Source organism: Streptomyces sp. NPDC002055, assembly GCF_040296705.1.
Taxonomy (GTDB): domain Bacteria; phylum Actinomycetota; class Actinomycetes; order Streptomycetales; family Streptomycetaceae; genus Streptomyces.
On sequence record NZ_JBEOXS010000061.1, the window covers coordinates 1 to 18296 of the forward strand.

At 72.1% G+C, this 18296-nt stretch carries 16 protein-coding genes; 10 read left to right on the forward strand and 6 right to left on the reverse strand.

Annotated elements, in window-relative coordinates; all coding sequences use genetic code 11:
- Positions 1–755: 755 nt before the first annotated feature.
- Positions 756–2048, forward strand: a complete 1293-nt coding sequence (locus tag ABT112_RS28385) for a hypothetical protein (protein ID WP_351514341.1) — start codon at positions 756–758, stop codon at positions 2046–2048.
- 37 nt (positions 2049–2085) lie between these two features.
- Here the strand turns inward: ABT112_RS28385 and ABT112_RS28390 are convergent, their stop codons facing one another.
- Positions 2086–3360 (reverse strand): ABC transporter substrate-binding protein, encoded by a 1275-nt coding sequence (locus tag ABT112_RS28390; protein WP_351514343.1) that lies wholly within the window; start codon positions 3358–3360, stop codon positions 2086–2088.
- 117 nt (positions 3361–3477) lie between these two features.
- Between ABT112_RS28390 and ABT112_RS28395 the strand changes: the two genes are divergently transcribed.
- A complete protein-coding gene (locus ABT112_RS28395) occupies positions 3478–3978 on the forward strand; it encodes an SCO4402 family protein (RefSeq protein ID WP_432093817.1) in 501 nt (166 codons plus the stop codon).
- A 29-nt stretch (positions 3979–4007) separates the two neighbouring features.
- On the forward strand, positions 4008–4892 hold the full coding sequence (gene purU, locus ABT112_RS28400; protein ID WP_351514347.1) for a formyltetrahydrofolate deformylase: 885 nt from the start codon (positions 4008–4010) through the stop codon (positions 4890–4892).
- A 115-nt stretch (positions 4893–5007) separates the two neighbouring features.
- Here the strand turns inward: purU and ABT112_RS28405 are convergent, their stop codons facing one another.
- Complete coding sequence (locus ABT112_RS28405; RefSeq protein ID WP_502975474.1) at positions 5008–6375, reverse strand: maleylpyruvate isomerase N-terminal domain-containing protein; 1368 nt, start codon at positions 6373–6375, stop codon at positions 5008–5010.
- Positions 6372–6953 carry a sigma-70 family RNA polymerase sigma factor gene (locus ABT112_RS28410; RefSeq protein ID WP_351514349.1) on the reverse strand — a complete coding sequence of 194 codons (582 nt, stop codon included), beginning with the start codon at positions 6951–6953 and terminating at the stop codon, positions 6372–6374. The genes ABT112_RS28405 and ABT112_RS28410 overlap by 4 nt, the downstream gene beginning before the upstream one ends.
- Positions 6954–7252: 299 nt before the next feature.
- Here ABT112_RS28410 and ABT112_RS28415 point away from each other — a divergent pair, with 299 nt between their 5' ends.
- Positions 7253–7627, forward strand: coding sequence for an STAS domain-containing protein (locus ABT112_RS28415; RefSeq protein WP_351514351.1), 375 nt, complete (start codon positions 7253–7255; stop codon positions 7625–7627).
- Between the two features lie 136 nt (positions 7628–7763).
- On the opposite strand, the gene kilB is transcribed toward ABT112_RS28415, so the two are convergent.
- Positions 7764–8231 carry a plasmid transfer protein KilB gene (kilB, locus tag ABT112_RS28420; RefSeq protein WP_351514353.1) on the reverse strand — a complete coding sequence of 156 codons (468 nt, stop codon included), beginning with the start codon at positions 8229–8231 and terminating at the stop codon, positions 7764–7766.
- Positions 8232–8316: 85 nt separating this feature from the next.
- On the opposite strand from kilB, the gene ABT112_RS28425 reads away from it, so the two are divergent.
- A complete protein-coding gene (locus tag ABT112_RS28425; protein ID WP_351514355.1) occupies positions 8317–8838 on the forward strand; it encodes an EF-hand domain-containing protein in 522 nt (173 codons plus the stop codon).
- An 88-nt stretch (positions 8839–8926) separates the two neighbouring features.
- On the opposite strand, the gene ABT112_RS28430 is transcribed toward ABT112_RS28425, so the two are convergent.
- On the reverse strand, positions 8927–10672 hold the full coding sequence (locus ABT112_RS28430) for a class I adenylate-forming enzyme family protein (RefSeq protein ID WP_351514357.1): 1746 nt from the start codon (positions 10670–10672) through the stop codon (positions 8927–8929).
- Between the two features lie 144 nt (positions 10673–10816).
- Between ABT112_RS28430 and ABT112_RS28435 the strand changes: the two genes are divergently transcribed.
- The 4 genes from ABT112_RS28435 to ABT112_RS28450 all read left to right on the forward strand — a co-directional run bounded on the left by ABT112_RS28435 (position 10817) and on the right by ABT112_RS28450 (position 15570).
- Positions 10817–12046 carry an amidohydrolase family protein gene (locus tag ABT112_RS28435; RefSeq protein WP_351514359.1) on the forward strand — a complete coding sequence of 410 codons (1230 nt, stop codon included), beginning with the start codon at positions 10817–10819 and terminating at the stop codon, positions 12044–12046.
- Between the two features lie 9 nt (positions 12047–12055).
- Positions 12056–13309, forward strand: a complete 1254-nt coding sequence (locus ABT112_RS28440; RefSeq protein WP_351514361.1) for an acyl-CoA dehydrogenase family protein — start codon at positions 12056–12058, stop codon at positions 13307–13309.
- A gap of 2 nt (positions 13310–13311) precedes the next feature.
- A complete protein-coding gene (locus ABT112_RS28445) occupies positions 13312–14655 on the forward strand; it encodes an acyl-CoA dehydrogenase family protein (protein ID WP_502975475.1) in 1344 nt (447 codons plus the stop codon).
- 450 nt (positions 14656–15105) lie between these two features.
- Positions 15106–15570: an ATP-binding protein gene (locus tag ABT112_RS28450; protein WP_351514364.1), complete on the forward strand. Its 465-nt coding sequence runs from the start codon at positions 15106–15108 to the stop codon at positions 15568–15570.
- A gap of 518 nt (positions 15571–16088) precedes the next feature.
- On the opposite strand, the gene ABT112_RS28455 is transcribed toward ABT112_RS28450, so the two are convergent.
- On the reverse strand, positions 16089–17015 hold the full coding sequence (locus ABT112_RS28455; RefSeq protein WP_351514366.1) for a cyclase family protein: 927 nt from the start codon (positions 17013–17015) through the stop codon (positions 16089–16091).
- A 183-nt stretch (positions 17016–17198) separates the two neighbouring features.
- Here ABT112_RS28455 and ABT112_RS28460 point away from each other — a divergent pair, with 183 nt between their 5' ends.
- Entirely contained in the window at positions 17199–18122 is a 924-nt protein-coding gene (locus ABT112_RS28460) for an SDR family NAD(P)-dependent oxidoreductase (protein WP_351514368.1), read from the forward strand.
- Positions 18123–18296 lie beyond the last annotated feature (174 nt).

The window sequence follows — 18296 nt, forward strand, 5'->3', positions numbered from 1 at the left end:
GCAAGCCTTTTGCCCGGCGCGGGGGGCCCAAATATTCACCGCATTTTTCGGCACCCCCCACCCCTGCGCCCCCACCCCCTTGCGTCCACCCAGCCGCCCTGCGGCACCGCGCCCTTGCGCTCACCCGGCCGCCCTGCGGCCCCGCGCCCTTGCGTCCGGACCACCGGCCCGTCGTGGCGGGTCGCCGTGTTCACCTCGCCCTGCGGCTTCGGGCCCCTGCGTCCGGACCGCCGGCCCCGGTCGTGAGCGCTGCCGCCTTTGTTCGGCCGTCTGTTGGTCCCTCTCGTGATGGTTGTCGGGGCCGGGCCGTTGTGGTGTTCCGTTGACTCGGTCCCGCGCGGAGGATTTCTTCCGCGCGGGACGCTGTTTTTGCCTGGTTTGCGGGTCTTTTTGGTGTTTGCCCTGTCCTGTGTCCTTCGGTGTGCGGGGCGTTGGTGGTTGGTGTGCTGGGCTCTTGGGGGTCGCTCGTTCCGTTTTCATGTGTTCTTCCCGTGTGTCCGGGGGTGGTCGTTCGTCGGGGATGAGGTGGGTTGTTTGTGGTGATATGGGGTGTGGGGCTGGGGGGTTGGGGTTTGGGCTGGTTTGTGGGGGTGGTGCTGTGGGGTGTGGGGGTGGTGGAATGTTGGATTCCGGTGGGGGTGGGGGGTATCTGTGCAGGTGGGGAGGGGTGAGGGCAGGGACATGGCAGAGGGGTGCGGCGACCCGGTAGCGTGACCCGACGGTTCCGTAAGTTCCGCCCAGCCATAGGAGTCCCCGTGTCGCACAGCGGACAGGGAAACGACCCGCATCTGCCCGCGGCCACGCCCGCGCATGAAGGCGTCGTGCTGCCCGCACACGGGGAGCCGTGGGTGCCGGAGCAGTCCGGGCCGACGGCCGGGCAGCCTTGGGGGCAGCCCTGGGGACCGGAGCCCGCCCAGCCACAGCCCGTGCAGCCACCGGCCGCGCAGCAGCAGCCCGCTCAGCCGCACGCCGCCCAGCCGCACACCACGCAGCCGCCCGCCGCTCAGCCGCCCGCCGCTCAGCCGCAGGCGGCGCAGCCGCTGCCGGCCGAGGAGTCCGGCGATGCGCAGGCGACCCAGTACATCCCGCCGGTGTCCGCCGGTGCCCCGCTGCCGCCCGAGGTCCGGGACCAGCCGACGCAGTTCCTCGGCCGCCGCTCGTTGTCGGAGCAGGGTTCGGACGCGGAGGCGACGCAGCTCATCGGGGCCCCCGTGCCGGCTCCCGAGGCGCCGTCGCGGGCTCCGTACGGGATCCGGCCGGGCATGCCCGGCGACCGGCAGCCGCCCGCGGAGTTCGACGGGCTGTTCCGTGCGGACGCGGGGGACGCGTCCCCGGGCTCCACGCAGCAGATACCCCGGTACGACCCGCAGTTCGACGCCCCGCAGCAGCACGAGCCCCCGGCGCGGTCCCGCAAGGGGCTCTCGCCGGTGGCGCTGATCGCGATCGTCATCGCGGGGTGCACCGTCGCGGGGCTCGCGGCCGGTGCCGCGCTGAGCGGTGACGACGAGGAAAAGGGAGTCAAGAAGGCCGCCCGGTCGAGTGCCGCGGGGGCGGAGGAGGACGAGAAGAAGAGCCCGTCGGCTGCGGCCGATCCGGCGGAGCAGCAGGCGAAGTCGCTCGACAGGCTGCTGGAGGACAGCAACAACAGCCGGTCGACGGTGATCCGTTCCGTCGAGAACACCCGCACCTGCACCAACCTGGGTCAGTCCGCGCAGGACCTGCGCGCCGCCGCCGGGCAGCGCAACGGGCTGGTGACCCGGCTGCAGAAGCTCTCGGTCGACGAACTGCCGAACAACGCGGCGCTCACCGCTTCCCTGACCCGCGCCTGGAAGGCGTCCGCCGCCGCCGACAACCACTACGCCGCATGGGCCGACCAGGTCGGCGGGCGCAAGGGCTGCCACAAGGGCCGGGCGCGGGTCACCCCGCAGGCGGCCGCGGGCAACCGGGCGAGCGGGCAGGCCACGGTGGCCAAGAAGGAGGCCGCCGCCCTCTGGAACAAGATCGCGTCGAAGTACGGCCTTCCGCAGCGCCAGTTCACCCAGCTCTGAGGGGATGCCCAGCTCCGAGGTTCACCCAGCTCTGAGGTCAGCCATCCTCGCGGCGGTGCTCCAGCGTGCCGGAGACGTCCACGAAGCCGTCCCGCTCCGCGACCAGCCGCCCGTCCCGGACGCGCTGGTACGTCACCATCGCGTTGGTGATGCGGGGGAAGCCCTTGACGGCGAGCATGTCCTCGTAGCGCCAGCTCAGCTCGGGGGTCAGACCGCCGGTGTCGACGCCCCCGTCGCCGAGCGGGCCGTCCAGGGCGTGGCGTACGGAGTGCGCGGTGACCTCGCCGTCGTCGCCGAGCGACTCGACGGCCTCGCGCAGCACGGTGTAGGCGATCCAGGTGGTCTGCACTCCGGGGTCGGCGGGGTCGATGCGGTTGTCGCCGAAGGCGTGATCGCGGATGACCCGGCGCATCGGGTCCCAGCGCCGGTCGCTCGCCACCGGGTACCAGCCCGTCACGGAGGCGCCGTCCAGCTTGCTGCCGGTGCGGGTCACCAGTGACTGCTGCACGCTGCCCAGCACGGAGGCGAGCCGGACGCGCAGGCCGTCCGGCTGGAGGCGGCGGAAGGAGTCGAAGAAGGTGTCGGTGCGGTCGCCGAGCGCGGCGGTGACGCAGGAGTCCGCACCGCCCATCGCCCGGCGGGCCTGCCGGCTGTAGTCGGTGGCGTCCTCGGGGGCCCGTACGTCGTCGGCGGTGCCGCGCCTGCCCTGTGCCAGGCCCGCGTTGAGGAACGACGGCATCTGGTCGCCCGCGATGGTGTCCGGCCGGACCAGGGAGACCTCGGTGCAGGACCGGGCGAGCTGGCGGCCGTTGCCGGCGAGCAGGGAGGCCTGGCCGCCGTTGACGGGGTAGGAGAGCGGGCTGGTGAACTCCTCGTCCGTGACCCCGTAGCCGCCGATGTACGGGATGCCCTCCGCCTCGAGCTGGGGCATGTACGAATGTCCGTACTGGCTGTACGAGCCGACCACCGCGACGACGTCCCGGGACAGCGCGCGCCGGGCGCAGCGGCCCGCGCCCACGGTGTTGTTGTGGTCGTTGCAGGTCAGGACCTTGAGTTCATGGCCGTTCAGACCGCCGTGCTCGTTGACCCAGCGGGCATAGGCCTTGGCCATGGCCGGCATCCCCGGCATATTGGTCGCCCCGGTGCCCTCCGGGGCCCAGGTCATGACCGTCACCGGGGCCTTGGAACCGTCGGGTATGCCGGGTATCGCACCGCAGAGGCTCAGCAGCGCCGCACCGACCGCCGTGGTCGCCGTGGCGAGCACCGCGGCCTTGAAGGGGCGGGGGGAGGAGGGGCGTCGCCGTCCGGTCATGTTCGGCAACCCTTCCGGTTGCCCCGTAACGCCGGAGTGATGCGATCCCAACGCTCGGTGACGCCGGGGTGAACAGAAGGACCCGGGTCGGCACCCCGTGTGAAGAACGTATGCTCGATTGCCATGCAAGGTTCGGAGAAGTCTTCCCGTCGCGGCCGTCGCTCCACCACCATGGGCGACATGCCGCTCAATGACATGCCGTGGTGGCGCTGGCGCAGCAATGTGCGCTCGGCGCTGCACATGCTCTCCGACCCGGGGTTCCAGCAGGAGTGCTGGCTGGCGGGCAGGGACGGTTATGGCGACGTCACGGACGCCGTCTACCGGCTCGTCGAGGACACCTGGCTCGACAACTGGTCCGCCGAGAAGTACGTGGGAACGATCTTCCGTGACTCGCAGGAGGCGGCCCTCGTGGACGTCGCCGTGCTGCGGGTGCTCCGGATCATGCACCAGGTGGGCCCCGACGCCCCCGTCTCCGCCTATCTGGAGCACCACGGGTGGCAGGAGGCCGTACGGGCCGCCCGGGAGGCCCACGTCCGGCTCGCCGCGAACGACGGCGAGGACCCGGACGCGCCGCCGCGCTCGCTGGAAGTGCTCGCGATCATGACCCGGACGGCTTGAGCTCCGCGGGTGTGCGACGCTATGGGGTCATGAACGAGTCGCAGTCCGCCGCGCCCCAGCAGGCCCCTGAGCAGTACGTCCTCACCCTCTCCTGCCCGGACAAGCGGGGCATCGTGCACGCCGTGTCGAGTTACCTCTTCATGACCGGGTGCAACATCGAGGACAGCCACCAGTTCGGGGACCGGGACACCGGGCTCTTCTTCATGCGGGTGCACTTCGAGGCCGAGGTGCCCGTCACCCTGGAGAAGCTGCGCGCCAGCTTCGCGGCGGTCGGCGACTCCTTCGGTATGGACTGGCAGATCCACCGTGCCGAGGAGCGGATGCGGATCGTCCTCATGGTCAGCAGGTTCGGCCACTGCCTGAACGACCTGCTCTTCCGGTCGAGCATCGGGGCGCTGCCGGTGGAGATCGCGGCCGTGGTGTCCAACCACACCGACTTCGCCGAACTCGTCGGCTCCTATGACATCCCCTTCCACCACATTCCGGTGACGAAGGAGAACAAGGCCGAGGCGGAGGCGCGGCTGCTGGAGCTGGTGCGGACCGAGGGCGTGGAGCTGGTCGTCCTCGCCCGCTACATGCAGGTCCTCTCCGACGCCCTGTGCAAGGAGCTCTCCGGCCGGATCATCAACATCCACCACTCGTTCCTGCCGAGCTTCAAGGGCGCCAAGCCGTACCACCAGGCCCACGCGCGCGGGGTGAAGCTCATCGGGGCCACCGCCCACTACGTGACCGCGGACCTCGACGAGGGCCCGATCATCGAGCAGGAGGTGGAGCGGGTGGGCCACGAGGTCACCCCGGAGCAGCTCGTGGCGATCGGCCGGGACGTCGAGTGCCAGGCGCTCGCCCGTGCCGTGAAGTGGCACAGCGAGCACCGGGTGCTGCTGAACGGCAGCCGTACGGTCGTCTTCGCCTGAGGCCCTTCCTCCGGACTGCCGGGGCCTCCGGACTGCCGGGGCCTCCGGACTGCCGGGGCCTCCGGATCCTGCCGGGCCCGCGGGAGCGGGCCCGGAGCGCGTCGGCCGCGGCGGTTCAGAGGCGGGAGAGGGAGGCCACGGCCGACAGCACGTCGCGGATCGCCTCGCGATCGCCCTCCTGGCCCGCCGCGGCCTGCTCCGGCGGCACATGTCCGGCCGCGAGCCGGCAGAACTCGATCCCGTCCAGCGCCACATGTGCCACCGCGCGCTCCCGTGACGCCACGGCGGCGGGCGAGTCGAGCGGGATGTCCCAGTCGCCGCCCCCGCTTCCCTCCACTTCGAGATGGAGGGAGCGGCCCGGGGCGCCCGCCGCGACGAGGGTGCGGGCCGGGCTCGCCAGCCCGGCCCGCCGCCGCTCCGCGAGCGCCGCCGGCAGCATCCGCACCGCCAGGTCGATCATGAGATTGAGGTGGCCGGGCACCGGTGGCTCGTACGGGTAGTCGACGGCCTCCGCGATGTCACCGGCGTGCACCCAGCACTCGAAGGCCCGGTCCACGAAGGAGTCCCGCAGCGGCAGCCTGAAGTCCCCGTACGGCACCTCCAGTTCGGCGACTCCGCGCCCGGCGAAGGACGCCGTGCGGATCAGGGTGTGCGCCTGGTCGCGCCAGGGCTCCCGGAGCGAGCGTGGCTGCTCCGGCAGCCCGCCGCGCCAGTACGCCTCCGTCCGGGACGCCGGGGAGGGGTCGGCGGGCGCCGCGGCGCCGAGCGGGTCGGGGAGCCCGAGCGCCACGGCCACCAGGGAATCCACCGTCATCAGATGCCCCAGGACCGCGGCCACGGTGACCTCCCGCTCCACCGCGCGGTCCTCCTCGAACCATCTCAGCCGGACCGGAGCGTGCCACTCCGCGGCGCCCATGTCGCGCAGCAGGGCGTCCAGCCGCGCGGACTCCGCGTCGTACGGCGCGGCCCACTCGGGCACCGGGATGCGCGCGGGCCGACGGCCCAGGCAGCCCTCCAGGACCCGGGAGCGCAGCAGGGGGTCCAGGTCGAGGTTGTCCTCCTTGTGCAGCAGGCCGACGGCGTCGCGCAGCCGCACCGCCTCGTCCGCGCAACCGGCGCAGTCGGTGAGGTGCGCCTCGACGGCCGCCGTCTCCTCGGGGGAGCAGGCGGCCAGCGCCCAGGCGCCGAGCAGCGACTTCAGCACCCGGTGGTCGTGGACCGGGACGGGAGCCGGGGCCGGCGGCCGGAGCGGCCGCGGGGCCGCGGGCGGCCGGGGCGCGGGCACCCGGGTGATGTCCTCGCGGACCGCGGGCGGCGGATCGGGCAGCGGCCCGTTGTCCTCCGGCGCCGAGCGCGGCGGTGGTATCCGCGGGCGTCCGGCGCTGCCGAACCGGCGGGGGCCCGGCCCGGCACCGCCGTTGCGCCCGCCGTCCCGGCCGTCGTCCTCCGGATCGTGCCGCCCGGGACCGAACGGTCCGCTCACAGCGCCCTCCCGTAGCCGGGCGGCGACGCCGCGTGGGGTGCGTGACTGTGCGCGGTGGCCAGCAACTGCAGCCCCAGGCGCAGCCTCCGCCGCGCCTCGTCCTCGGTGACGCCCAGGTCGGCGGCGGTCTGCCGGTAGTCCCGGCGCTGGAAATAGGCGAGTTCGAGCGCGGCGCGCAGGGAGGCGGGCATCGACGTCCGGATGTAGTCGGCGCGGGCCGCGGTGGACGCCTCCCGGACCTTCTCCTCGACCTCGTCGGGTGTGCCGTCCCCGCCCAGCCGTATCAGCTCCGACTCGGCCTGCCGGAGCCGGTGGACGGCCTGGCGCTGGGTGAGCATCGCCACCCAGGAGCGCAGCGGACCCTGCTTGGGGTCGTAGGCGTCCGGATTTTCCCAGATGTAGCCGAAGACTTCACGTGTGACCCGGTCCGCGGCGTCCTCGTCGCCGAGGACCCGGTGGGCGAGGCTGTGCACGAGTGACGCGAACCGGTCGTACAGCTCGCCCAGCGCCGCGGCCTCGCCGCGCGCCAGCCGCTGCTGCATCTTCCGGTCCCAGCGGGGTGCTGCGTCGCTCGTCATACGGCCCTCGTCCCTGTGCCGTCGTCGTCCCTGGCGTTCACCGTCCCATCGAATGTAGTGGGCAGAACGGACACCGGACTTCTCTTTGCGGCAATGTGCACCCCTTCCGTCCTCGTGGCTGGTATAGATCCGGTCACTTTGCCCGGGTACCCGGAGACGGGGGTTCCGTGCAGTGCATAGGGTCGACGGAGCGGCCACCGAGGCGGGTGTTTCATGGGAACGCCCTCGGGCAGCCGAAGGAGGAAGGACTGCTTCCGCATAGCGATCGCAGAGTGCGCGAGTGAAGGGACTTCGGGCGCGTGACGTTGAAAGTGATGGAGGACGAGCAGGGCGAGTGGGCTGTCCTGCAAGTCTCCGGAGAGATGGACCTGGTGACCTCGCCCGCGGTTCGGCAGCATGTGCACGAAGCGGTGGCGGACGGTCGCCGAAGTCTGGTGCTCGACCTCTCCGGGGTGCGTTTCTGCGACTCCAGCGGCGTCGGTGTCCTCATCGCCGCCCGCCGGCTGATGCGCTCGTGCCAGGGCCGGCTGCGGCTGATCCTCCCGGCGCGCGGCGCCGAGGACGGCTCCCACGTGAACCGGGTGCTCGCCGCGCTGGGCGTCCGAAGGCTCTTCGAGGTCTACCCGGACGTCACGGCGGCCGTGGACGAGGCGGCGAGCCCGCTCTCCGCCTGACCCTCCCGCACCACCGCCGGAACGGTTCCGCGCCGACGGGAACGCGCACCTCCGGGCGGAACGTTCACCTTCGGACGGAGAATTCACCGTCAGGCCGAACGTTCGCCTCCGGCCCGGTGTCCGCCGGAGGGCGGGCTCACCGGATGCGGCCCCCGGCCGCGGTCACGAAGGCGTGGATGGCGTCCCGGCTGATGTCCCGGCGCGTGTCCATATCGGGCCGGCCGACGGCCTTGTGCACCACGCTCGCGGCGTCCAGCGCCTCGCCCGCCAGGGCGACCAGCGCGTCGTCGTCGGAGAGCATCTGGATCCGGAAGAACGCCTCCTGCGCCTGGGAGCGCAGATCGTACGAGCGGGTCCGGATCTCGGCCTCGTTCTCGTCCGTGCGGCCCTCGTGTGCGAAGAACCACCGGTGGATGAGGGCGCGCCGGTAGTTCACCAGGAGCCCGGCGTATGCGCTGCAGGCGTCCAGCATCTCCTGCCGGCGCCGCTCGTCCCGGGCGAACTGCTCATTCCGGTCGGATGCCCGCCGCTGGAAGACATGAGTGACCCCCGATCCCAGCAGAGTTCCCAGGACCGCTATGACACTTGCCGCAACCGCCTCCATGGCCGGAGGAGATCATCTGAACACGAGCCCGCGCCAGACCACTTACTATCTGAGCAGCCGGTACCCGACAGAACGTGAGGCCGACGTGGACCGCCCAGAGTACGAGCGCAAGATCGCCCGCCGCTTCGCCACCTTCGACCAGGACGGCAACGGCTACATCTCCCGTGAGGACTTCAACGCGGCGGCCGCCGCCGTCCTGGCGGAGTTCGACACCGCCGCCCGCTCGATGAAGGGCCAGGCGCTCTACGACGGCGCCGAGGCGTTCTGGCAGGGCATGGCGGGAATGGCCGACCGCGACGGCGACCAGCGCATCACCCGCGAGGAATTCGTCAACGGCGCGGTGAAGCGGCTGCGGGACAACTCCCAGCGCTTCGCCGAGATCGCCCGGCCCTTCCTGCACTCCGTGATCGCGATCGCCGACTCGGACGGGGACGGCGGAATGACCCCGGGCGAGGCGGAGCGGGTGCTGCGGGTGCTCGGTGTCACACCCGAGGAGTGCACCCAGGTGGCGACGGCCCTCGACGCCGACGGCGACGGGCGGATCGCGGAGGACGAGGTCATCGCCGCGTTCGCCGCCTTCTTCACCACGCCCGAACCGGACGCCTGACCGGACGCCTGGGAGCGGAGGTCTGGCAGCGGAGGCCCGGCCGGGGCCCGGCTCGTTCCGGGGTGTTCCCGACGGCCGTGCGGCCGGTTCAGCGACTGCTTCCCGGGGCCGGTCCGGACGACGACTGCGCAGGCAGGGATCCGGCGAACCGTTCCCGCAGCCGGTACTTGAGGACCTTGCGCAGCGTCTCGTTGCGGGGCAGCTCGGCCACCAGCTCGAGCTGCTCGGGGAGTTTGTGGACGGCGAGCCCGGCGTTCCGCAGATGCCCGGTCACCGCCTCCAGTGTGAGCGGCGGCGCCCCGTCCGGCTGCTCGACCACCGCGCACACGCGCTCCCCGCGCGTCGCGTCCGGCAGGCCGATGACGGCCACGTCGCCGACGCCCGCGAGGCCGTGCAGCAGTTCCTCGATCTCCCGCGCCGAGATGTTCTCTCCCTTGCGGATGATGACGTCCTTCAGCCGGCCGGTGAGGACGAGATGGCCGTCCGCGGTGAGCCGCCCCAGGTCGCCGGTGATGAGGAAGCCGTCGGCGTCGAACGCGGCGGCGGTCACGGCCGGATCCGCGTACCCGCGGCAGACGGCCTCGCCGCGCAGCCGGACCTCGCCTTCCGCCCCCGGTGCGGCCGGCTTGCCGCGTGCGTCGACGATCCGGATCTCCATGCCCGCGGGCGGACGTCCCTCCGTACCGGCCAGCTGCTCCGTGGTGTCCTCCGGTGAACCCATCGTGATCATCGGGGCCTCGGTCATGCCGTAGCCGTGGGCGAGTTCGCAGCCCAGCTCCGCCACAACCGCGTGGTACAGCTCCGGCGGCTTCGGCGCGCCGCCGCCCGCCAGCAGGCGCAGCGCCGGGAGGAGCCGCCGTCCGGGGTCCTTGCGCTGCTCGGCCAGGAACATCGTGTAGAAGGCGGTGCTGCCGCCCGCGACCGTCACCCCGTGCCGGCGGTAGGCGTCGAGCGAGCCGGGCAGGGAGAACTGCTCGAACAGCAGGGCGGGGAAGCCGCACAGCAGCATCATCACCAGGTAGTCCGGGCCGCCGATGTGGGCGAACGGGAAGGCCACCGAACCGACATCGGACGGGGTGAGCCGCAGCGCGCCGGCCAGGCACGAACCGCCCGCGATCAGACTGCGGTCGGTGTGCAGCACGCCCTTCGGGTCGGAGGTCGTGCCCGACGTCCAGTAGATCCAGCGGACATCCGTGCCGTTGGCGGGCGGCGGCGGAAGGACGGACGGAGCCGCCTCCGGAAGGCCCGTGCGCAGGTCGAGTACGAGCGGCGGTCCGGGCAGTCCGCGGGTCAGCCGGTGGGCCATCGCGGTGTGGTCGAAGCCGCGCCACCGGCCCGGAACGGCGAAGAACCCGGCGCGCGCCTCGCGCAGCGCGAAGCCCACCTCGCGGTCCCGGAGATAGGGGATCACCGGGCTCTGCACCGCGCCGAGCCGGGCCAGCGCCACCGACAGCAGCACCGTCTCGATCCGGGTGGGCAGTTGCCAGACCACCCGGCTGCCGGGGCGGACACCGAGCTCGTACAGCCCCGCCGCGGTGCGCTCCGCCCGCGCGCGCAGCTCCCCGAAGGTCAGTTGGCGCACGCCGGGGGCGGTGGCGCCCTCCGCTGCGCCGGCGTCCGGAGCGGGGGCGCCGTCGGCCGGGGGGCTGCTGCTGTCCGGAACGGAGCCTGCGCCGGCCGGAGCGTTCGCGCCGGCGGCCGGGCCGTCGGTGTCCTGGAGGAGTGCCGGGGCGTCCGGGGTGAGGGCGGCGCGGCGGGTGACCAGCTCCCACAGCGTCGCGGCCCCTTCCAGGCCGTGCGCGATGTCCTCCGGGCCGTGTGTGCCGCCGGTCATCTCCGGACCCCCTCCTGGCTGACGGATAGTCAGATTGCGCGGGAAGCGTAGGGCGGGACGCCTTGTCGGTCCAGAGGGGGCGGGCTAGCCTCAGTATCTGACGGAGCATCAGAAATAGCATCGGAAGCGCGAAGGGGAGAGGCCATGACCGCAGTCACCCCGGGAACGCCGTCGGCGGCCCCGGCCGGCCTGCCGCGTATCGTCAGCGTCGACGACCATGTCATCGAGCCCGCGCACCTCTTCGAGACCTGGCTGCCGGCCAAGTACCGGGACCGCGGACCGCGGCCCCTGACCGCCGGCATCGGACAGCTGGAGTACACCGGCGGCAAGTACGTCATCACCATGGACCCGGACGGGCCGCCGACCGACTGGTGGATCTACGAGGACCTGAAGTTCCCGTACAAGCGCAACATCGCCGCCGTCGGCTTCGACCGGGACGAGATGACCCTCGAAGGGATCACCCGGCAGGAGATGCGCCGCGGCTGCTGGGACCCGGCCGCGCGGCTGAAGGACATGGACCTCAACCATGTCGAGGCCTCCCTCTGCTTCCCCACCTTCCCCCGCTTCTGCGGGCAGACCTTCGCGGAGGCGCACGACAAGGAGGTCGCCCTGGCCTGCGTCCGCGCGTACAACGACTGGATGGTGGAGGAGTGGTGCGGGGACAGCGGCGGCCGGCTGATCCCGCTGTGCCTCATCCCGCTCTGGGACGTCGGCCTCGCGGTCGCGGAGATCCGGCGGAACGCGGCACGCGGCGTCCGGGCCGTGACCTTCAGCGAGATCCCCACCTGTCTGGGGCTGCCGAGCATCCACTCCGGCTACTGGGATCCCTTCTTCGCCGCCTGTCAGGAGACGGGCACCGTCGTCAACATGCACATCGGCTCGTCCTCGCAGATGCCCGCCGCCTCGCCGGACGCGCCCCCGGCCGTCCAGGCGACGCTGAGCTTCAACAACGCGATGGCCTCGATGACGGACTTCCTCTTCAGCGGGGTGCTGGTGCGGTTCCCCCGGCTCAAACTGGCCTACAGCGAAGGGCAGATGGGGTGGATCCCGTACGCCCTGGAGCGGGCCGACGACGTCTGGGAGGAGCACCGTGCCTGGGGCGGGGTCCGCGATCTGATCCCCGAGCCCCCGTCGACGTACTACTACCGGCAGATCTTCTGCTGCTTCTTCCGTGACAAGCACGGAGTCGCCTCACTGGACGTCGTCGGACGGGACAACGCCACCTTCGAGACCGACTACCCGCATGTGGACTCGACCTTCCCGCACACCAAGGAGGTCGCGCTCGACCATGTGAAGGGGCTCGACGAGGAGACCGTGTACAAGCTCATGCGCGGCAACGCCATACGGATGCTCGACCTCGATCTGGACGGGTGAGCGCGGCGGATGGACCTGACGTACACCGAGGAGGAGGAAGACTTCCGGCGCCGGCTCCGGGCCTGGCTGGGCGGCGCGCTGCCGAAGCTGCCGCCGCGGCCCGACCCGCACGACTGGCCGGGGCGGCGGGCGTACGACCTGGGCTGGCAGCGGGCGCTCTACGACGCCGGATACGCGGGGCTGCACTGGCCGCGGGACGCCGGCGGTCGAGGGGCGACCCCCACCCAGCACCTGATCTTCCTGGAGGAGACCGAGCGGGCGGGGGCACCCTACGTCGGCGCGAACTTCGTCGGACTGCTGCACGCCGGCCCGACCATCGCCGCCGAGGGGACGCCGGAACAGCGCCGCCGGTGGCTGCCACCGATCCTGCGGGGCGAAGAGGTGTGGTGCCAGGGGTTCAGTGAGCCCGAGGCCGGGTCGGACCTGGCGGCGCTGCGGACCCGGGCCGTACGCGACGGGGACTGCTACGTCGTCAGCGGATCGAAGCTCTGGACCTCCCACGCCGAGGTCGCCGACTGGTGCGAACTGCTGGTCCGCACCGATCCGGAGGCGCCGCGGCACCGGGGGATCTCCTGGCTGGCGATGCCGATGGACGCGCCGGGGGTGACCGTACGGCCGCTGCGCACCCTGGCCGGTTCGACGGAGTTCGCGGAGGTCTTCCTGGACGAGGTGCGGGTGCCGGTCTCGTACCGCATCGGCGCGGAGCACGACGGCTGGCGGGTCACCATGGTCACCCTGTCCTTCGAACGGGGCACCGCCTTCGTGGGGGAGGTCGTCGCCTGCCGGCGTGTGCTGGGCGAACTGGCCCGTACGGCGCGGCGGAACGGCCGCTGGGACGACCCGGTGCTGCGACGCCGGCTGGGCCGGCTCGCCGCGGAGTTCACGGCCCTGTGGCGGCTCACCCAGTGGAACGTGAGCGAGGCGCAGCACCGGCCGGGGAGCGCGGACGGGGCGCGGGCCGCCGCCGGCGGCTCCGGGAGAGCTCCGGGCGCCGGGGTGCGCCAGGGGGCGTCCGGCGCCGGTGCGGGCGCGGGGGTGCCCGGCGTCGGCGGCTCGTTCTTCAAACTGCGCTACTCGCACGCCCGGCAGGAGCTGTACGACGCGGCGGCGGACGTCCTGGGGGCGGCCGACGCGCTGGACGCCGACCGGGAGTGGGTCGCGGACCGGCTGTCGTCGCTCTCCTACACGATCGCCGCGGGCACCTCGCAGATCCAGCGGAACATCGTCGCCGAGCGCATCCTCGGCCTGCCCAAGGGGCGCTGACCATGGACTTCCGGCTCACGGAGGAGCAAGCGGCGCTGCGGAGCACGGTCCGGGCGCTGCTGGAGGCGCACTTCGGCCCCGACCGGCTTCGGGCTGCCGCGGGGTTCGCGGCGGCCGGGGGCGGGGAGTGTGGAGGGTCCGGTCAGTGTGGAGGGTCCGGTGGGGCCTCCGGGGCTTCCGGGGCCGGCGGTTTCGGCGGGGCCGGCGGCTTCGGGGGCTGTGCGGATGGGGAGGGGAGCGGGGGGCCGGCGGCGGAGTGGTCCGGGGGCCGGGTGGACCGGGAACTCTGGAGGCACCTCGGCGCCGTGGGGTTCTTCGGGCTGCGTCTGCCCGAGGAGCACCCGAGCGGAGCCGGTGCGGGACTGGGGCTGCCGGAGGCCGCACTGGTCTTCGAGGAAGCCGGGCGAGCGCTGGTGCCGGGACCGCTCCTGGCCACGCATCTGGCGTCCGGGCTGGTCGAGGGCGCGGCGACCGGCGAAGTGATCGTCACCGCGATGGACGGGGCCCCGTACGGGATCACCGACGGGATCACGGACGGAACTGAGGGGGGTGAGTGCGTCGCGGGGGCCGATGCCCTCGTGGAGCATCTGAGCAGTGCCGACGCCGTACTCGTCATCGGCGGAACGGCTGTCGCAGTGCTGCCACCGGACAGGATCGCCGCCCGCCCGCTGCGCTCGGTGGATCCGCTGACACCGCTGCACCGGCACGAGGCGGCTGCCGGAAGCAGTGGGGCCAGCGGGGGAGGTGCCGCTTCCGCCGGAAGCCGTGCAGCGGCGGTGCCGTCCGACGGTGTGTGGACGGACGCAGCCGTGCCCCCCGGCTGCCGGCCAGGAGCACGGCTTGTGCGGGACCCGGCGCAGTTCGGCTCGCCGAGGTGCCGGGCGGCCGAACTGCGCCGGGAAGCCGTACTGCTCACCGCCGCACAGCAACTCGGCAGCGCCGCGCGGACCGTGGAGGCGGCCGTGCTGCACGCGCGCGAGCGACGACAGTTCGGACAGGCCATCGGGGCCTTTCAAGCGATCAAGCACCTGTGTGCCGACATGCTGGTGCGGGCGGAGCTCGCGCGGAGCGCCGTGTACGCCGCCGCGGTCACGGGTGACGGCGGTGACATCGCCGCCGCGAAGCTGCTGGCCGACGAGGCCGCCGTGCGCAACGCACGCGACTGCCTGCAGGTGTGCGGCGGTATGGGCTTCACCTGGGAGTCGGAGGTGCATCTGCACCTCAAGCGGGCGTGGTTGCGGGCGGGCCAGTGGCTGCCGCAATCGTCCGCGGAGGAGGCGTTGGCGGCGTCCCTGCTGGAGGCCGAGCCGGCAGCAGGCGGGCAGAGCGACCGACAGAGCGACTGACGGAGAGCCGTCGGGTGGTGATGTCGCCCGCTGTTGGACATCGGGGAAGTGCCTGATTGATGCAACCGGAATCGTCACTCAGTGTTGATACCGGGTTGTGTCCGAGACGTGACTCGTGAGAAGGGGGAGCCGTCACCGGGCTCCGGTACGCTCCCATGCGTGCGAGTGGTGACGATGCGCAACAACCCCGGTGCGGCCGATGCGGCGAGGCTCCCGGGGGAGCGAAGGCACCTTGCTCGCGCCCGGTGGAGGCGTTCCGGGCCCCGTTGTTCGAGTCGCCGCAGCGCGTGTCGCACAGTATGCAGTACGCATACTCCTTTGCGCCGGAATATGCCCGAAGCGCTTGTTGGGGTAACTGTACGTCAACCATGCTGTTCTCCGTTGGGATCACGTTCCGTGATCACATGGAGGCGCGCGGCGATGTGTCCGCCGGTTCGGATGGTGTGAGCGGTGCAGGTGCTTCAGGTTCAGCTGGAGGTGCGGCCCGACCCCGCAGAGGTGGGGCGGGCCCGGAGATGGGCTCGATCGCGCCTCGCGCGATCCGGCATACAGCCTGATGAGCCGCTCGCGGAGACGCTGATCCTGCTGATCTCCGAGCTGGTCACCAACGCTGTGGTGCACACCGGCTGTCCGGCGGTCCTGAGGATGCTCCTGCCGGATGCCGGTGCGGCCGACACCGGGGCCGAGACCGTCCGGGTCGAGGTCGCCGACCGCAGCGCCCGGGCGCCGATGCCGCGGCACGCAGACGGTGATGACACCAACGGTCGCGGCCTGGAGCTCGTCGACGGCCTCGCCGACCGCTGGGGCTGGGAGCCCGAGGGGGCGGGGAAGAGCATCTGGTGCGAGATCGACCGTTGCCAGTCGCTGAACGCGGCCGCGTATGAACCCCAATGCGCCATTTCAAATGGGGCATAGGTCGCAAAGTTCAGATCAGGTGTTGACGACTCGTATTCACTTGATCACCCTTGTGGGAGCGATTCGTCGCGAGGGGACGTCGAGGGCGTGTGCTGTTGGTCCTCGGCGAGTGCGGGTCGTGGTCCGGTGCTCACCGCGAGCCCCTGCTCAACTGCAGGGCTGAGCGCCGGAGCCGGGTGGCGGTCCGCCGTGCCGTGCTCGGGGCGCGCATGAGCGCGCCGCCACCCGACCGGTCTTCCTCCGCCCCGGCCCCCTGGGGCCTCCCCTCGCCCCTGGAGCCTCCTGGATCCTCACGTGCGGATCGGTGCTCGGGTCCCGAGGTGAGGTGCGGGTTCGGTGAACAGCGGCGGGGTGACCGGTCTGTCGACGGCGGCAGGCTGGGGCCGGCCTCAGCGGTGGCAGGTCGCGGCTCGCGGTTGGAGGGGGCGGGGCGGGGTCGGGCGCCGTGCGACGACCTGGTCGGGGAGTGGGCGCAGTTGGTGGCCGTGGCCGCGGCTATGGGCGATCACGGCTATCGGTCACAGCAGTGCCACGGGGGCGACCGGGGTGCCGGTGCCTCCCACGAACGGCTCCGGCATCGCGGACAACAGGAACGCGTAGCGCCCCTCTGCCGCGCAGACCTCCGACAGCTCCTCCAGGTTCCAGTTCTGACCCTGCAGCATGCCCATCTCGACCAGGTCGAGCGCGTGCACCGGTAGCCACAGGTTCTCGATCTCCGGTGGGAAGATCTCGAAGGTGAGCGTGTCATTGGCCACGGCCGCCACGTCGCGGGTGTGGAACCACTCCGGGCAGCGGATCGACAGCCCGGGAGACGGAAACGCGTACCCCTGCTTGTCGCCCGCCAGGTATCGCTGGATCTGGCCGGTGCGTATCAGCACGATGTCCCCGGACCGGACGGCGGTGCCCGCCAGTTCCTCGGCGGCGTCCAGGTCGTCGGGGGTGACGGCGTGGTTGTCGTCGAGCCGCTCTCGGCCGTGCGCGCGGGCGACGTCGAGCAGGACCCCTCGGGAGACGATGTGCCGCGCCGTCTCGATGCCGCTGAACGCCGAGCCCGCGTGGGCGGTCACCGTGCTCGCCGGGCGGCCGTTGTAGATCTTCCCCGAGTGCGAGACATGCGTCAGGCCGTCCCAATGGGTGGCCGCCTGAAGGGCCATGGTGACGGTGTCGTCGCTGGTGGCGACGGTGCCGGGGCCGAACATCTCCAGGTTCACGGCAACCATGGTGTGCAGCGGGTTCACCCTGCCCGGGATGAGGCCTGTCTGCACGCCGTCCTGCTGGAGCGGGAGGGCCAGGGGGACCCGGCGGCCGCTGCGGACGGTGGCCGCTGCAGCTTGCACGACGGAGTCGGTGATGAGGTTGAGCGTGCCGGTCTCATCCGCTTCGCCCCACCGGCCCCAGTTGTTGACCCGGTGGGCGATGTCGTGAAACTCCGGTGGCAGTGGCACGAGGTCTCCTTCTGGGGTCGGCGTGAAGCCGGGGCCTGCCGGTGGGCGAAGGGCTGGGAGTGCGCGGGACCGCCGCCGGGCTCGGTGCGGCGGAGCCGGATCGCTGAGGTATGGGTCTTGTGTTCGGCGCCGCCTCTGCTCAGAATCTAACGGTTCGTCAGAATCTGCGGGAAGGGGCGCGGCGTGGGGAACTTCTTGGCCGGCAAGGTGGTCGCCGTCACGGGCGCCGGTCGCGGTATCGGGCGGGCCGTTGCCCTGGCCTGTGCTGCCGAGGGCGCGCGGGTCGTCGTCAACGACTACGGGGTGTCGATCGAGGGCGGCGATCCGAGCAGCGCGGTCGCGGAAGCCGTGGTCAAGGACATCGAGGCGGCCGGTGGCGAGGCCGTCGCCGTCGCCGACGACGTCTCGACGATGGCCGGCGGACAGCGGATCGTCGACACCGCCCTCGCGGAGTACGGACGGGTGGACGGTGTCGTGTGCGTGGCGGGCATTCTGCGGGAGCGGATGCTCTTCAACATGAGCGAGGAGGAGTGGGACCCGGTCGTCGCCACGCACCTCAAGGGCACGTTCACCGTCTTCCGTGCCGCCGCGGCGGTGATGCGGCGCCAGGGCACGGGCACCTTGATCGGCTTCACCAGCGGCAACCACCAGGGAAGCGTCGCCCAGGCCAACTACGCGGCGGCCAAGGGCGGCGTCATCTCGCTGGTACGGAGTGCCGCGCTGGGACTGCACAAGTACGGGGTGACGGCGAACTGCGTAGCCCCGGTGGCCAGGACACGCATGTCGGCCAACGTGCCGATGGAGCTGAAGGAGATCGGGGAGCCCGAGGACGTGGCCGCTCTCGTCGTCTATCTGCTCAGCGAACGGGCGCGACAGGAGAAGATCACCGGTCAGGTCTACACCGTGGCCGGCCCCAAGATCGCGGTGTGGGCGCAGCCGCGTGAACTGCGGGCCGGTTATGCCGAGGGTTCCTGGACTCCCGAGCGGATCGCGGACTTCCTGCCCGGCTCGGTGGGGACCGACCCGATGCCGATGCTCGCCCAGCTGGAGGCGATGGCGGCCGCGGCGGCCGACCGGGGCCGGCCCAACGCCCGGCCCGGTACGTGACGCCAGTGGGCTGAGGAGGACTGGCAGGCGCTCGGCCCCGGCTCGTGGCCCGGTACATGACGCCGGTGGGCTGAGGACTCCGGCCGGGGTGCACCCGATCGGGGCACCCGGCGGAGAGACGGTCCGGAGCGGGACACCGGGGCGAGTGGCACGGCGCGCACCGCATGCACCGCA

Excerpts from the sequence above, each read along its gene's own strand:
- ABT112_RS28390 (WP_351514343.1), bottom strand. The coding sequence starts at position 3,360 with ATGACCGGACGGCGACGCCCCTCCTCCCCCCGCCCCTTCAAGGCCGCG.
- purU (WP_351514347.1), top strand. The coding sequence starts at position 4,008 with ATGAACGAGTCGCAGTCCGCCGCGCCCCAGCAGGCCCCTGAGCAGTAC.
- ABT112_RS28410 (WP_351514349.1), bottom strand. The coding sequence starts at position 6,953 with ATGACGAGCGACGCAGCACCCCGCTGGGACCGGAAGATGCAGCAGCGG.
- kilB (WP_351514353.1), bottom strand. The coding sequence starts at position 8,231 with ATGGAGGCGGTTGCGGCAAGTGTCATAGCGGTCCTGGGAACTCTGCTG.
- ABT112_RS28430 (WP_351514357.1), bottom strand. The coding sequence starts at position 10,672 with ATGACCGGCGGCACACACGGCCCGGAGGACATCGCGCACGGCCTGGAA.
- ABT112_RS28435 (WP_351514359.1), top strand. The coding sequence starts at position 10,817 with ATGACCGCAGTCACCCCGGGAACGCCGTCGGCGGCCCCGGCCGGCCTG.
- ABT112_RS28440 (WP_351514361.1), top strand. The coding sequence starts at position 12,056 with ATGGACCTGACGTACACCGAGGAGGAGGAAGACTTCCGGCGCCGGCTC.
- ABT112_RS28445 (WP_502975475.1), top strand. The coding sequence starts at position 13,312 with ATGGACTTCCGGCTCACGGAGGAGCAAGCGGCGCTGCGGAGCACGGTC.